We start from the raw sequence: 14,410 nt of genomic DNA on the forward strand, positions 1-14,410 counted from the left end.
TGTAAATAAAGACAGGTCTTTATTTACAAATTATATTATTTTTTAGATATTTTTTTTAATTTCTTTTGTTGTTCCTCTAGTAATTCTATTTGTTCTTGTTGCTCTTGAATAGCATTAGCTAGTACAGGGATGAGCTCACTATAACTTAGGCCATATCTAATCATTTCTTCTTTTTGAAGTTGCCCTAGATTTTCTTCATATTCTCTCCAATGATGGGTTTGTACAATTTCAGGTAGAATTTCAAGTATTTCTTGAGCTATAAATCCAAGTTTGGTTTCTTGTTGGTCTTCAGGTATAATGAAATCATCCATAAGTTCTATTTTCCATCTAAACGAGATAGGGCGTAATTTAAGTACTTCTTTTAATCCGTATGATAGTGGCTGAATATTTTCTTTTAATCTTTTGTCTGATGTGTTGATGACTCCATTGTCAGAAAAAAGAGCTGTCCATCTATTAGTAGGAGAACCTATATTTATACTATTAGAATTGATAGGAGATACTAAATTGTTGAACTCTAAAAATCCATTATTATCATTAACTTCTTCAACAGATCCCCAATACGTATTTGTTCCAGAGATGTTATTACCTTGTTGGACATGTAATGTATGCTGAGCTATATCAAAGTCTCCAATTTTCACAGGACCTTGGTGGAAAATAGGATCTAGATTAGTGAAGTTTTGTGGGTTTTGAAATTCCCAATCATCTTGAAAATTTACAGAATCAATATCTTGCCAAGAAGCATTTCCATTTGCATCAGATACAAGAATTTTACCTATGTCTTCATTCCCATCTACAATTCGTAATGGAGAAAACCCATTATCTTGTATCAAAATATTATCAAGTGTGATACCATCAAGACGTTGTCCTATGTAAGTAAATCTTAAAGAATAAAGATTTTCAGGTATTGTAATAAAACTATCACTAAAACTTAAATCAATTGCTTCTGATTCTAATGTAAATAATGTTGTTTCTTCTGTTTGTGTGGTTTCATTAAATAAGAAAACTCTGAAATTAGGAGGAAAAAAGCTAACTGTAGCGGGATCAAGACTATAATCAAAATCTATTTGAACTGAATTTCCTTGGCTAGAGAAAGAACCCAAAACTAATGTTGCGTTTTGATTGCAAAAAGACGAGAAGCTATTTAAAATAGCTCTATTCCCGTTACAATTAGTACACACTGCATCTGAATCATTAAGTTGTACTTGCCAATCATCATTGTTACCGCAATTCGATCCATTGTTTAAATTTATCCAATAAGGATCTATAGAAGGATCTTGATTTATAGTTCCTGTAGGAATGGTTTCAAAATCTTGTGAATATATAACAGTAGGAGTGTTTTGGTTTACAATATGTAATGGTGTTAAAGGGTTTGTAGTGCCTATTCCGACATTCCCATTACCTAAAATTCTCATAAGTTCGCTATTTTGAGTACCTATCGCAAGATCTTGATTGTCAATTGTACCAGCAAAGTTGTCGCCAGGGCTCGTTCCATCATTCCCAGTAAGTAACCATCCAGAGTCATTAAATGGAATCCAATTTATACTATTAAAATAATAAAACCCTGGATTACTATTTGTTTGATATATCAATAAACCTGTAGCTGGATTTTGAATTGCATCACGTTCAGTAATTGTCATTCTGGAAATGAGCAATCCTTTGTCCTCTGACTGTATATGGAGAATGCTACTTGGGTCGGGAGTGTTAGTGCCAATACCCACCTGTGCTAAACTTGGAATAGCATAAAAAATAAAAACTATTATGATTAAAACCTGTTTCATTCTTCTAACAATTTACGTATCACTACTTCTTGCTCTTTAAGTTGTTCTATTATTTCCTGATGTTCCTGAATTGCTTTGACAATAACAGGTAAAATTTCAGAATAACTTATAGCAAATTCTTTTTTGTTTTTTTTGTAAGTGCCATTTTTGTCTCTTATCCAATAGTATTCTTGGACAACCTCAGGTAATATTTTCTGTAATTCCTGGGCAAGAAATCCTATTTTTTTGCTGTTGTCTAAAGAAGTTAAATTTCTTGTTTTAGCTTTTGAATTCCATTGGTAACTTACAGGTTTAAGTTTGAGTAACTCTTTGATTCCATATTTGATTTCTTGGATTTCTTTCTTATCTCTTAAGTCAGAAGTGTTAATAGTTCCATTTGTGGCAAATACTTCATTCCATCTATTGGTAGCATTTCCTATTGGAATAGAATTATCTACAATAGGAACTAGATCATTTGAAAAAGTAAATTCACTTCCTAAATCAGTATAGAATTCTGTAGATCCAAGTCCTATGGAAGAACCTGAAATTTCAGTGTCTAATTGAACATCCAATAAAGCTCTAGCATTTCTTCCAGTTACAATTGGATTTCGACCTATAAGTACTCTTCCTGTCCTGGCAAGTGGATCTGTATTTTGATTTTGATTTACATAAGACCAATCTCCATCTGAAATGTTTGCAAAATCTTCTGGATCAATCCACGTAGCATTACCTTGCATATCTGAAGTTAGTACACTTCCTTCAGTTTGATTACCATCATTTAGTCTAAGGGCAGGTGACGTAGTGCTTTCTAGATGCACTAGATTTTGAGCTGTTTGAGCTCCTATTGCTATAGATCCTGATGCCGTTATTCTGAAAACTTCTATATTATTTGCTTTGACGATAAAGTCTTCATTATCAGAAGTTCCTAGTAAATTTGAGGTCACATCTGTATTTGCGTTTCCAACGGTTTTCCAGAAGTTAGCATTAATTAAAGGAACCCATGTTGCACCATCGTAAAAATAAAATGTATTTTCTGCCCCAATTTGGAAAATAAGTAATCCTGTTGCAGGGTTAGTAATGTTATTTCTTTCCGAAAGCGAAAGTCTAGGGATTAGTAGACCACTATTAGTACTTTTAATTTCTAGCATAGCGCTAGCATCTGGTGTTGTGGTTCCTATGCCAACTTGTGCTAAAACAGATAAGTGGAAACTTATTGAAAATAAAACAATGGTGATCATGTGATTTAATTTCATCTTTAGTTGTTTTTTAGTTTTTCTATGAGTTTGCGATTCTCTTCCAATAAAATTAGTATTCGCTGATGTTGTTCTTGTTTTACTTTTATGAGTAAAGGAATGAGTTCATCATAATTTATTCCAAGATAATTGCTTTCTACCACTTCATACTCACCGTTTTCAATCCCATCCTTAAGTACTCTAGAAGTGCTGGATACGACTTCTGGAATTAACTCTTTTACTTCTTGAGCTATGAATCCTAATTTTAGTTCTCTTTCTGATTTTGGAATAATTAAATTATTTCGTTTTTCTTCTTTCCATAAGAAACTAATAGGATTTAAATTCATTAATTCTTTAGTGCCATAATTGAGTTTTTTAATATTTTTTTTTAAGGTCTGGTCTGAAGTTTGTATGGTGCCATTTATAGCATAAATTGTATTCCATAATAGATTGGATTGCCCTAAGTCTATAGGGGTGTTTCCTGGTAGTTGAAGTCTAGGTACTGGAGAATGACTAAATTGTGTTTCATTATTTCCGTCTCTTATGAACTCAATATCTCCTATTCCAAAAGTGGTGCCTTCAAGATTACCATTATCAATATCTAAATTTCTTATGGTTGTGCCGGTTCTTCCTATAACTACACCTCCATTTTGATGATAAATGGGATCTGCAGTAGTACTTCCAGATTCAAAACGCCAATCATCATCGTTACCGGAAGGGCTTATAAATTGAGTCCAACTAGTATTTCCAAAGGTGTCAGAAGCAAGAAATGCATTGTTAGATTCATTTCCGTCTTGATATCTTAAAAAAGGAGCATTTCCTGAAAGATGTAATTTTGCTGTAGGATTGAGTTCTCCAATTCCTAAATTCCCAGCTGGTGAGGCACGAAGGATTTCAGTATTATTTGTTCCGATAGAAAAACCTTGATTATCTGTAGTTCCAATAAAATTGATAGTACTATTTGATCCCGCTTGTCCACCAAGAGTCCAACCTTGTCCACCAAAATTAACCCAAGAAGTAGCGTCATAATAATAAAATCCACTAGTTCCATCCGTTTGAAAAATAAGTAACCCTGCAGCAGGATTTGTAATTGAATTTCTCTGTGCTTGAGTTATTTTAGGAACTATAATTCCCTTTTCAGTACTTAGAATATCTAGAGCAGCACTAGGATCAGGTTCATAAGTGTTTATGCCTACTTGTCCATAAAATTCATAAGGAACGATAAGGATAACTAAAATGAATATAATAATCTTCATAAACTTTTAATTGATTTTTAAATATAATTTAAATGTTTTTTAATTAAATAATAATTTGATTTTTGTCAAAGAATATCGTTCAAGTATATTGGAAAAAGGGTGAAAAGCTCTTTGAAAGAAGTTTTTTAAATTTTTTGTACAGTTTATTTCAATTTTTTCTAAAAAAATAGTCTAGAGGTAGATTGTATTTGTTATATAATATTAATTTTCCTTCTGTATTTTGACCTAGATGTATATAAAGTAACAATTAACTTTAAGAGTATATTTTTGTTTTTAGATATAAATAAACGATTAAAAAGTACCTTGTAGCTATTGAAAATGCTTTAAATGGAAAAGTCAACTTTAAAACGGAAATAAAACACATTGGTTTAATCCGAATTATGTATTAAAGAATTTGTTGCGTATTGAAATTTCTACAAAATGAAACACTTTATTTTATGGAATCTTTATTACTCATGACAAATTTCTAGTATGTAATTTGAGTTTAATCTTATAATGTTTAATTCCATTTGGAGCTTGCGTCAGAATTTTTTAAAATATTTTCACTTTAACATCCCTGTATACTTACATTTGAGAAGCTTATTTAAAATATAAAATAGAGATAGTTTTTTAGTGATTTATTTTTCTGAAATTTGAATAATTTATTATACTAACCGATTCAGGAATCAAGAAATATAATTCCTAAATCATGAATCAAGAATATGAGTGATCCATACGTAAAAGAAGACATACAAAACGGAATCTCAACGATCACGTTTTTTCACCCTGCGCATAATAGTTTGCCAGGAGATATCTTAGCAAAACTAGCACATACAATAACAGAAGCTGGAACAAATGATGAAGTAAAAGTAATCATTCTTAAAAGTGGCGGAGATCGTACATTTTGTGCAGGAGCAAGTTTTAAGGAACTTATCAATATTAATGATGCAGAAACAGGACGTGTATTCTTTTCTGGATTTGCCAATGTAATTAATGCGATGCGTACCTGTCCTAAATTTATCATAGGACGTGTACAAGGAAAAACTGTTGGCGGCGGTGTAGGTGTAGCGAGTGCGACAGACTATTGTATGGCAAGTAAATTTGCGAGTATTAAACTAAGCGAGCTCAACGTAGGAATAGGTCCTTTTGTAGTTGGCCCTGCAGTTGAGCGAAAATTAGGACTTACTGGAATGTCACAAATAGCGATTGATGCAAATACATTTTATGATGCTGAATGGGCGAGACAAAAAGGATTATATGCACAGGTATATGAAAGCACAGAAGCATTAGATGAAGCTGTGCAGGCGTTTGCAGAAAATCTATGTACTTATAATCCTGAAGCCATGCGAGAAATGAAAGCGATCTTCTGGAAAGGAACCGAAGATTGGGATACACTTCTAGCCGAAAGAGCTGCTATCTCTGGACGTTTGGTATTAAGTGATTTTACAAAAGAAACATTAAAGAGATTCAAGTAGATGGTTAATCTACTTGAATAATCCTTTTAATAGGTAGGGTAACACCTTTCTTTAAAATGACATCGTTTTTTGTAACACCCCATACAGTTGTGTATACAAAAATGACTCTGTTTAAGGAATCTTTGAAATAGATGCGAACCTTGTTTTTCACAACATTACCTAGACGCATAGCTCTATTTATAGCGTGTAAACGTAATTCTTTTTCTTGTTGATTTTTGATGACATCTTCATCAGGAAATTTCAAGGTGTATAGAAATTCTTTTTTGGTGGGATAGATTTTTTCTAAAGTATCCATGAATGTTTAAGTTTTAAGTTGGGTGAGTGTGTTTTATTTCTAATAAATAATAGGATACATTGATTTTGGTTAAAAAATATTTTTGCACCTATTTATATAAAATGTGTTTTGTCAAATTATAATATGTTATTTATTTAGAACTTAGTTGTAATGTTAACGTAAATACTTACAGAATTATGTTTTTCTTTATGGTGTTTTAACATTTTTATTAACAATAGTGTTAATTTTTTTTGATTAGCACTTGTATTTTGGAACGTTTAGAAATAACTCAAGTAATTTTAAGAATTATGATATATAGTTTTAAAGGCCATATCCCCGTAATACATCCTTCTAGTTTTGTTCACCCTTTAGCTGCAGTAACGGGTAATGTTATTATAGGGAAAGATTGCTATATAGGTCCAGGTGCTGCGATACGTGGTGATTGGGGCGAGATTATACTAGAAGATGGTGTGAATGTTCAAGAGAATTGTACAGTACATATGTTTCCAGGGAAATCTATACGCTTTCGCGAAAGCGCACACATAGGTCACGGCGCTGTAATTCATGGGGCAAATTTAGGACGTAACTGCCTTATAGGAATGAATAGTGTCATTATGGATGACGCAGTGATAGGAGATGAATGTATTGTGGGTGCGATGGCATTTGTAAAGGCAGAAACTGTGATTCCATCTCGGAGTTTAGTAGTAGGCAATCCTGCAAAAATTATTAAAGAAGTAAGCGATGAAATGATCGCTTGGAAAACCGCTGGCACAAAATTATATCAACAACTCCCTTCAGACTGTCATGAGTCATTAAGAGAAGTGGAGCCACTAAGTGAAATTCCCGAAAATCGACCTATACAAGAAGATTTTTACAAAACACTCCAAGAGTTTAAAGGGAGATGATCTAAGTGTAATATTAACACTTGTGAGATGTCTCGTTAATTTATTGGTAATTATGTGTTAATTCGCTCAACCTTTTCAAAAAATAGCGTCTAAAGAGTATAAAGGAATTATGAACTCTTAAAGACAGAAATTATGAAAAGATTATTGAAAATTTTTCGAGAAAAGGTAAAAGAACTATCCAGTTATTTACAGGATTTAGCAGACGGAGCTAGTTATGCGATTCATAGATGAGATACTTTATTAATGAAAAAACACTAAAGTATTAATCATGAGAGTAGCTATTTAATAAGTGATAATAACTTCCCAGTTATTATCACTTTTTTTATGCCAAAAATGATAAATCTACCTCATTAGTTTCTTTACTTGTAGATAGTACAATATGGCTTTGTACATTCCCTAAATAAGGAAGTAAGGTAAGTTTTGTAATAATAAATGTTTCGTACGCTTCAATATCTTCAACTACAAGTTTAAGTAAATAATCAAAACCTCCACTTACACGATGACATTCTACTACTTCTGGAAAATCGTTGATTTCTTTTACGAATTTTTCAAGATAACTTCGCGTATGACCTTGTAATGAAATTGCTATAAAAACGGTCTGTTTAAGGCCAATTTTTTTTGTGTTTAATCGAGCAGAATACCCTGTAATTAATCCTTCTTTTTCAAGTTTTTTAATCCTTTCAAAAATGGGAGTTGTAGACTTCCCTAATTTTTGAGATAATGATTTTACAGTCTGGTTAGAATCCTTCTGTAAAAGATCTAGTAATTTTTGATCTGTAGCATCTAGTTTCATAAATAATAGTTTGCTATTTTAATGAATAAAGAATGGTAAAAATAGAATAAAAATCTTTTTAAAATAATATAAAAGAATAATATTCTATTTTTAATTTATATAGCAGGGTATTAGGCTTTTTTTAAGGAGTTTATTAGTATTTTGTGTTAGTTGTAAATAAAATTGTAAATGACAGAAGATCAGCTTTTAATGCCCAAAATGGGGGAAAGTATTACCGAAGGAACCATATTAAACTGGTTAGTAGCAGAAGGAGAAACTTTTGATGAGGGAGATATTTTACTAGAAGTTGCTACAGATAAGGTTGATAATGAAGTGCCTGCTCCGTCTTCAGGAGTGATGAGAAAACATCTTTTTGAGCCTAAAAGCGTGGTTGCTGTAGGTGTTGCTATTGCAAATTATGAGGTTGTGGAAGGAACTGTGGCTAAGAAAAACGCTACAGAAGAAACTACTGCAACAAAGAAGACAGAAAATACTACTAAAAAAGTAACTAAAAAAGTAACTAAAAAAGTAACTAAGAAAGTAGTTGCAAAACCTACAACTACAATGTCTCAAAATGCTGCTTTTACAATTCCTGATGGAACGATGTTTATAAGTCCGCTTATAAAAAGCATAGCACAACAACATCATGTCTCTTATGAGGAGTTAGCACGTGTGCCAGGAACAGGAAAAGAAGGCCGTCTTCGTAAGAGTGATCTCATGCAATATCTAGAAGAAGGACGCCCTTTTCAATTTGCACAACCTGTTGCCCAAGCAGATCCTACTGCCTATAGAATTCCACAATTAAATCTTGACAAAGGAACTGGAAAAATAGTAGAGATGGATCGTATGCGCCAAATGATTGCAGATCATATGGTGTATAGTAAACATACGAGTCCGCATGTAACCGCCTATGTAGAAGCAGATCTTACAGAACTTGTTGCTTGGCGTAATGCTAATAAAGTTGCTTTTCAAGAAAAACATAGTCAAAAACTAACGTTTACACCACTATTTGTCGAAGCGGTGGCAAGCGCAGTGAATGATTTCCCTATGATCAATGTATCTGTAGATGGAGCTAATATTATCGTAAAAGAACATATCAATATAGGAATGGCTACAGCCTTGCCATCAGGAAATTTAATAGTGCCTGTAGTCAAAGATGCAGATAAAAAGAATTTAGTAGAGATAGCCTCCGAAGTAAATAGACTAGCAGCGCTTGCCAGAGAAAATAAATTAAGCGGAGATGATATTAAAGGAAGCACATTTACGATAAGTAATGTTGGAACTTTTGGAAGTGTCATGGGAACTCCTATCATTAATCAACCAGAAGCTGCGATTCTTGCCACGGGAATTATTAAAAAACGGGCAGAAGTAATGGAACGTCCAGAAGGTGATACTATCGAAATTAGACACATGATGTATCTCTCTTTAAGTTTTGATCATCGTATTGTAGATGGTTACTTGGGAGGAAGTTTCTTAAGACGAATAGCAGATAATTTAGAACAATTTGACGTAACAAGAAAAATATAAATAATCTCAATCTTCTCTCCCTTTGGGGAAATGTCCATAGGACAGAGAGGGATAAAGCATACCTATTATGAATATAACAATCACTAAGACTTCAGCGTCAAGAATAGATAGTATCGATTTTGATAATATCCCGCTAGGACGCACTTTTACAGACCATATGTTTATTTGTGATTATGCAGATGGAAAGTGGCAAAATCCAAGAGTAACACCTTTAGAGCTTATTCCTACACATCCAGCTGCGATGGCGTTACATTATGGGCAAGCTATTTTTGAAGGAATGAAAAGTACGCTTTCGCGAAATCGAACCAGTGAGACTCACGACCAAAGGAAGAGCGAAACGGTAAAGCGAGAACCTCTTTTATTCCGCCCAGCAGAAAATGCATCGCGTCTTAATGCAAGTGCACGGCGTATGGGCATGCCTGAATTTCCAGAAGAACTATTTGTTGAAGGCTTAAAAGCACTTGTCAATGTAGAACAAGGCTGGATTCCACCAGCAGATGGAAGTGCTCTTTATCTAAGACCATTTATGTATGCTGACGAACCGTTTATAGGAATGCGAGCGGCAACAAGTTTTAAGTTTATTATCATCGCTTCGCCAGCAGGTCCGTTTTTTAGTAAGCCTGTTAAATTATGGGCAGAAAAGAAGTATATACGCGCAGCTTCAGGAGGAACAGGAGAAGCAAAAGCGGCTGGAAATTATGCAGCAGCGATTCGACCTACAGAAATTGCAAAAGCAAAAGGATTTGATCAAGTACTATGGTTAGACGCACATGAGCATACATATATTCAAGAAGTAGGAACAATGAATATCTTCTTTAAAATTAATGGAGAATTTATAACGCCTAATCTTGATGGATCAGTATTGCATGGTATTACTAGAAAAAGTGTAATGGATCTTCTCAAACATAAAGGATATACGGTTACTGAAAGACCTATAACGATACATGAAATTGCTGAAGCTTCTCAAAATGGAAGTTTAGAAGAAGCTTTTGGCACAGGTACTGCGGTAGGTATTGCCTATATTCAAGAAATAGGATGGGGAGATGATACTATAAAAGTGTCAGATACGTATCCCGTTGGTAAAGCTATAAATGATACGCTAAATGCAATTAAAACAGGAAAAGAAGAAGATGTCTTTGGATGGATGATGCCTGTAACATCAAAGGAATTAGTATAAATAGTCATTAACTCAAAATAGTTGCCTGTCTTCACAGGCACTAAAGATGAATAAAGAGATACTTAAAAAAGGATTTGAAAACCTGTGTACAGCAAAGGCAATGACCGAGTTGTATGAAGAAAATTTTAAAGTAGTTTCAAAGTATGTGCATGCAACAAGCCGTGGTCATGAAGTAATTCAAACTGCGATAGGAATGCAATTACTACCACAAGATTATGCGTTTCCGTATTACCGGGATGATGCTATGTTGCTTGCAGTAGGAATGACGCCACATGATTTGATGTTGCAAGTACTTGCTAAAAAAGACGATCCTTTTTCAGGAGGACGTACCTATTATTCGCATCCTAGTCTAAAAGACGATGATAAACCCAAAATACCACATCAAAGTAGTGCAACAGGCATGCAGGCTATCCCAGCTACAGGAGTGGCTATGGGATTTTGGTACTCGGAGGCCGAAAATCTTTCTAATCACTCTGAAGGAGAAGCGCCATTTGTAGTATGCTCATTAGGAGATGCATCTGTTACCGAAGGAGAAATTGCTGAGGCATTCCAAATGGCTGCTTTAAAACAACTTCCTATCTTATACCTTATTCAAGATAATGGTTGGGATATTAGTGCAAATGCCGCAGAAACCAGAGCACAAGATGCCTATGAATATGCGCGCGGTTTTAATGGACTAGAGGCTGTTACCATAGATGGAACTGACTTTGAAGAAAGTTATAACACATTACAAGAGGTTATTCATAAAATACGTACAGAACGTAGACCTTTTCTCGTACACGCTAAAGTACCGTTATTAAATCACCACACTTCAGGTGTGCGTATGGAATGGTATCGCGATGATTTGGAAGAAGCACGTAGTCGTGATCCGTATCCAAAAATGATTCAGCTCCTTTTAGATAATGGGGTAACTCAAAAAGAGATTGATGCTATTATCGCTTTCGCGAAAGCGGAAACAGCAGAAGCTTTTTCTAAAGCACAAGTAGCAGAAGATCCAAAACCAGAAGATTTATTTACGCATGATTTTGCACCAACACCCATTACAGAAGAAGTAGGGGAACGTTCTCCAAAAGATGGAGAGCCTGTGGTCATGGTAGATTGTGCCTTGTTTGCTATCGAAGAGTTAATGCGTAAACATCCAGAATGTTTAATGTACGGCCAAGATGTAGGAGGACGATTAGGGGGTGTTTTTAGAGAAGCCGCAACACTTGCTCAGAAATTTGGTGATAACCGAGTGTTTAATACACCTATCCAAGAGGCTTTTATTGTAGGCTCTACGGTAGGTATGAGTGCCGTAGGTTTAAAACCTATTGTAGAAGTGCAATTTGCAGATTACATCTGGCCAGGATTAAATCAATTATTTACAGAAGTGTCTCGTTCTTGTTATTTGAGTAATGGGAAGTGGCCCGTATCAATGATATTACGTGTGCCTATTGGAGCGTATGGATCTGGAGGTCCGTATCACTCGTCTTCTGTAGAAAGTGTGGTGACTAATATACGCGGACTTAAAATAGCATACCCTTCTAATGGCGCTGACTTAAAAGGGCTTTTAAAAGCAGCGTATTACGATCCGAATCCTGTGGTGATTTTTGAGCATAAAGGGTTGTATTGGTCTAAAGTACCAGGCACAAAAGGAGCCACTTCTATAGAACCTTCTGAAGATTATGTGCTTCCTTTTGGAAAAGCATGGGTCTTGCAAGAAATCTGGAAGCAAGAAGATGTAGAAACTATTTCTATTATTACGTATGGTATGGGCGTGCATTGGGCTATGAATGCTAGTGCAGAACTAGGAATGCAAGATCGTATAGAAGTAGTAGACCTTAGAACATTACATCCGCTTGATTATGAAACGGTATTCAAGAGTGTTAAAAAATGTGGGAAGTGTCTTGTGATAACAGAAGAACCATCAGATAATGGATTTAGTCGTGGTCTCCAAGGAAGAATTCAGGAAGAATGCTTCCAAGAGTTAGATGCTCCTGTTATGTTGATAGGATCTGAAAATATGCCGGCAATTCCTTTAAATAGCACCTTGGAACAAACAATGATTCCTAGTACAGAAAAAGTGAAAGTTAAATTAGAAACTTTATTAGAGTATTAAACTTTTGTTTATTCATTGATAATTAGTTTCTTAGATTCATAAAAAACCATTTTTATATATAAAACCATATATAGAAATGGCTCTTTTCTGTTAAAATTTATTTTTTTTTCAAAAAAAGCCGTAAAAATATTTTGTTGATTTATAGTTCTTTGTGTTAACTCATGTTTTTGTACGTAAAGTCTTACTATTGCTAATATTTTGAGGAAAATTCTCACATTTTATATATTGTGAATTATGTGAAAACCGTATGTCTTTTGCGGCGTATATTATTGTCTTGTAGGGTTTTATGTTTTTTTCTAATTTGGAATTCTATAACATAAAAACTACTTTGGGGTTATAAATCAATAATTTCCCAAATCAATGATTGTATTATACTCAATGAAGAAAGCTTTAGTCTCTACATTATTTTTAGTGTTTGTTTTTGCCCCAATAATAGCCCAAGTAGGCATAGGGACAACAACTCCATCTGCAGGTTCTATGTTAGATATTACATCGGCAGATAAAGGGGTGCTTCTTCCAAGAGTTGATATAGTAGATCTAGCAACAGTAGCTCCTATTATAGGAGGAGCTACTGTTGGTCTACTAGTTTATAACACAAATACAACTACTGGAGTAGGGTATTATTATTGGGATGGCTCTTCTTGGACTGCTTTATCTGATGCAGCTGTTAACGAAGATTGGGAATTAATAGGTAATTAAGGTACTACGCCAGGTACATCAGTAGGAGAGAATTATATAGGGACTTCAGATGCTCAAAATCTTATTATAGCTACAGATGCTACAGAACGAATCCGAGTTTTAAGCGATGGTCGTGTATCTATAAATAACACAACACCAGCTGCTACTAATCTTTTTACAGTTCAGGCTGCTACAAATGAATCTGCTATTAATGGTTTTTCGTCAGGTACAGGGATTGGAGTTTTTGGAGAAAATACTAGTTCAGGAATTGCAGTATTTGGGAATAATTCTGGAGGAGGTGATGCATTTGTGGGTCAAACGACGAGTAGTGGTGTATCTAACGCATTATTTGCTATAAATTTAGATACATCAGGAACAGCGATCTTAGGAGGGAATGGAACAACAACATATGCAATACCTACAGGAGGTTCAGGAGTGTCTGCATCTTCAGGGTCTTTAGGGTTGTTTGCGTATGCAGGGAATGGAACGAGAGATAATGCAAATTTAGGAAATGCAGCGGCTGAGTTTGATTTAGATGCAGATTTTGATCCTATAACGTCTAATGGAAATAATGCTAATAGAGCTTTTGCTAAAATAGCAGGTTTTGATAATGTAAGTCCAGATGGTTCTACTGCGGCAGCCGATAGTTACTATGGAGGATATTTTAGTGGAGGTCGTCAAACTGGGAATCAAACTTTTGCATATGTAGGTATGCGCTATAGTACTAATAATAGCGGAAATGGAGGAACTGATTACAAAATTATAGGAACAGGTTCAGTTTCTACTATTATCAAGGATGAGCAAAATATGCCTAGAGTTATGTTTGCTCCAGAAGCTCCAGAAATTGTATTTCAAGATTATGGAGTAGGGCAACTTGTGAATGGAGAAGCACAAATAAAACTAGATGCTGTCTTGAAAAAATCACTACATATAGATGCTGATCATCCTTTAAAAGTATATGTAACACTTGAAGGAGATTGTAATGGAGTTTATGTGACCAATAAATCTATTGATGGTTTTACAGTGAAAGAACTTAAAAATGGGACAAGCAATGCTGCTTTTTCATGGCAAATAGTTGCTAATAGAGCAGACACAAAAGATGCAAACGGACAAGTTATTTCAAAGCATGTAGGCTTACGATTACCTAACGGCCCTAGTTATTTAACGCCAAGACCTTTAAGAAGCAAAAAGCCAAAGTCAGCGATAAAAAGATAATTTAAAATCAAGATATTGTGATGTAAGTGATCTGATTTAACTCATTATAGAATATTATATAAACA

12 protein-coding genes are annotated in these 14,410 nt (G+C 34.4%); 7 read left to right on the plus strand and 5 right to left on the minus strand.

Annotation, left to right across the window (positions count from 1 at the left end):
• Positions 1–35: 35 nt before the first annotated feature.
• From Q1A60_RS00815 to Q1A60_RS00825, 3 genes are read right to left on the minus strand one after another with little or no spacing between them, the layout of a single operon-like run.
• Entirely contained in the window at positions 36–1,778 is a 1,743-nt protein-coding gene (locus Q1A60_RS00815) for a tail fiber domain-containing protein (protein WP_299762990.1), read from the minus strand.
• On the minus strand, positions 1,775–3,010 hold the full coding sequence (locus Q1A60_RS00820) for a tail fiber domain-containing protein (protein WP_299762991.1): 1,236 nt from the start codon (positions 3,008–3,010) through the stop codon (positions 1,775–1,777). Before Q1A60_RS00820 ends, Q1A60_RS00815 begins: the two co-directional genes overlap by 4 nt.
• Positions 3,011–3,012: 2 nt before the next feature.
• The gene (locus Q1A60_RS00825; RefSeq protein WP_299762993.1) at positions 3,013–4,245 is read right to left on the minus strand and encodes a tail fiber domain-containing protein; all 1,233 of its coding nucleotides are present in this window, start codon (positions 4,243–4,245) and stop codon (positions 3,013–3,015) included.
• Between the two features lie 701 nt (positions 4,246–4,946).
• On the opposite strand from Q1A60_RS00825, the gene Q1A60_RS00830 reads away from it, so the two are divergent.
• Positions 4,947–5,699, plus strand: coding sequence for an enoyl-CoA hydratase/isomerase family protein (locus Q1A60_RS00830; RefSeq protein WP_299762995.1), 753 nt, complete (start codon positions 4,947–4,949; stop codon positions 5,697–5,699).
• Positions 5,700–5,703: 4 nt separating this feature from the next.
• Here the strand turns inward: Q1A60_RS00830 and Q1A60_RS00835 are convergent, their stop codons facing one another.
• A complete protein-coding gene (locus Q1A60_RS00835) occupies positions 5,704–5,994 on the minus strand; it encodes a hypothetical protein (protein ID WP_299762997.1) in 291 nt (96 codons plus the stop codon).
• A gap of 287 nt (positions 5,995–6,281) precedes the next feature.
• On the opposite strand from Q1A60_RS00835, the gene Q1A60_RS00840 reads away from it, so the two are divergent.
• Positions 6,282–6,878 (plus strand): transferase hexapeptide repeat family protein, encoded by a 597-nt coding sequence (locus Q1A60_RS00840; protein WP_299763772.1) that lies wholly within the window; start codon positions 6,282–6,284, stop codon positions 6,876–6,878.
• A gap of 322 nt (positions 6,879–7,200) precedes the next feature.
• Here the strand turns inward: Q1A60_RS00840 and Q1A60_RS00845 are convergent, their stop codons facing one another.
• Entirely contained in the window at positions 7,201–7,671 is a 471-nt protein-coding gene (locus Q1A60_RS00845; protein ID WP_299762999.1) for an Lrp/AsnC family transcriptional regulator, read from the minus strand.
• 168 nt (positions 7,672–7,839) lie between these two features.
• Here Q1A60_RS00845 and Q1A60_RS00850 point away from each other — a divergent pair, with 168 nt between their 5' ends.
• From Q1A60_RS00850 to Q1A60_RS00870, 5 genes are all read left to right on the plus strand, one after another.
• A complete protein-coding gene (locus Q1A60_RS00850; protein ID WP_299763001.1) occupies positions 7,840–9,177 on the plus strand; it encodes a dihydrolipoamide acetyltransferase family protein in 1,338 nt (445 codons plus the stop codon).
• 67 nt (positions 9,178–9,244) lie between these two features.
• Positions 9,245–10,354 (plus strand): branched-chain amino acid aminotransferase, encoded by a 1,110-nt coding sequence (locus Q1A60_RS00855; RefSeq protein WP_299763003.1) that lies wholly within the window; start codon positions 9,245–9,247, stop codon positions 10,352–10,354.
• 46 nt (positions 10,355–10,400) lie between these two features.
• The gene (locus Q1A60_RS00860) at positions 10,401–12,452 is read left to right on the plus strand and encodes an alpha-ketoacid dehydrogenase subunit alpha/beta (protein WP_299763005.1); all 2,052 of its coding nucleotides are present in this window, start codon (positions 10,401–10,403) and stop codon (positions 12,450–12,452) included.
• 378 nt (positions 12,453–12,830) lie between these two features.
• Positions 12,831–13,151 (plus strand): hypothetical protein, encoded by a 321-nt coding sequence (locus Q1A60_RS00865; protein WP_299763007.1) that lies wholly within the window; start codon positions 12,831–12,833, stop codon positions 13,149–13,151.
• A 288-nt stretch (positions 13,152–13,439) separates the two neighbouring features.
• Positions 13,440–14,345: a hypothetical protein gene (locus tag Q1A60_RS00870; protein WP_299763009.1), complete on the plus strand. Its 906-nt coding sequence runs from the start codon at positions 13,440–13,442 to the stop codon at positions 14,343–14,345.
• Positions 14,346–14,410 lie beyond the last annotated feature (65 nt).

The organism is uncultured Dokdonia sp. (assembly GCF_947492535.1).
Classification (GTDB): Bacteria; Bacteroidota; Bacteroidia; order Flavobacteriales; family Flavobacteriaceae; genus Dokdonia.

Bases quoted from the DNA above. Each gene is read 5' to 3' on its own strand.
- Q1A60_RS00815 (WP_299762990.1), bottom strand. From the start codon at position 1,778: ATGAAACAGGTTTTAATCATAATAGTTTTTATTTTTTATGCTATTCCA.
- Q1A60_RS00820 (WP_299762991.1), bottom strand. From the start codon at position 3,010: ATGAAATTAAATCACATGATCACCATTGTTTTATTTTCAATAAGTTTC.
- Q1A60_RS00825 (WP_299762993.1), bottom strand. From the start codon at position 4,245: ATGAAGATTATTATATTCATTTTAGTTATCCTTATCGTTCCTTATGAA.
- Q1A60_RS00830 (WP_299762995.1), top strand. From the start codon at position 4,947: ATGAGTGATCCATACGTAAAAGAAGACATACAAAACGGAATCTCAACG.
- Q1A60_RS00835 (WP_299762997.1), bottom strand. From the start codon at position 5,994: ATGGATACTTTAGAAAAAATCTATCCCACCAAAAAAGAATTTCTATAC.
- Q1A60_RS00840 (WP_299763772.1), top strand. From the start codon at position 6,282: ATGATATATAGTTTTAAAGGCCATATCCCCGTAATACATCCTTCTAGT.
- Q1A60_RS00845 (WP_299762999.1), bottom strand. From the start codon at position 7,671: ATGAAACTAGATGCTACAGATCAAAAATTACTAGATCTTTTACAGAAG.
- Q1A60_RS00850 (WP_299763001.1), top strand. From the start codon at position 7,840: ATGACAGAAGATCAGCTTTTAATGCCCAAAATGGGGGAAAGTATTACC.
- Q1A60_RS00855 (WP_299763003.1), top strand. From the start codon at position 9,245: ATGAATATAACAATCACTAAGACTTCAGCGTCAAGAATAGATAGTATC.
- Q1A60_RS00860 (WP_299763005.1), top strand. From the start codon at position 10,401: ATGAATAAAGAGATACTTAAAAAAGGATTTGAAAACCTGTGTACAGCA.
- Q1A60_RS00865 (WP_299763007.1), top strand. From the start codon at position 12,831: ATGAAGAAAGCTTTAGTCTCTACATTATTTTTAGTGTTTGTTTTTGCC.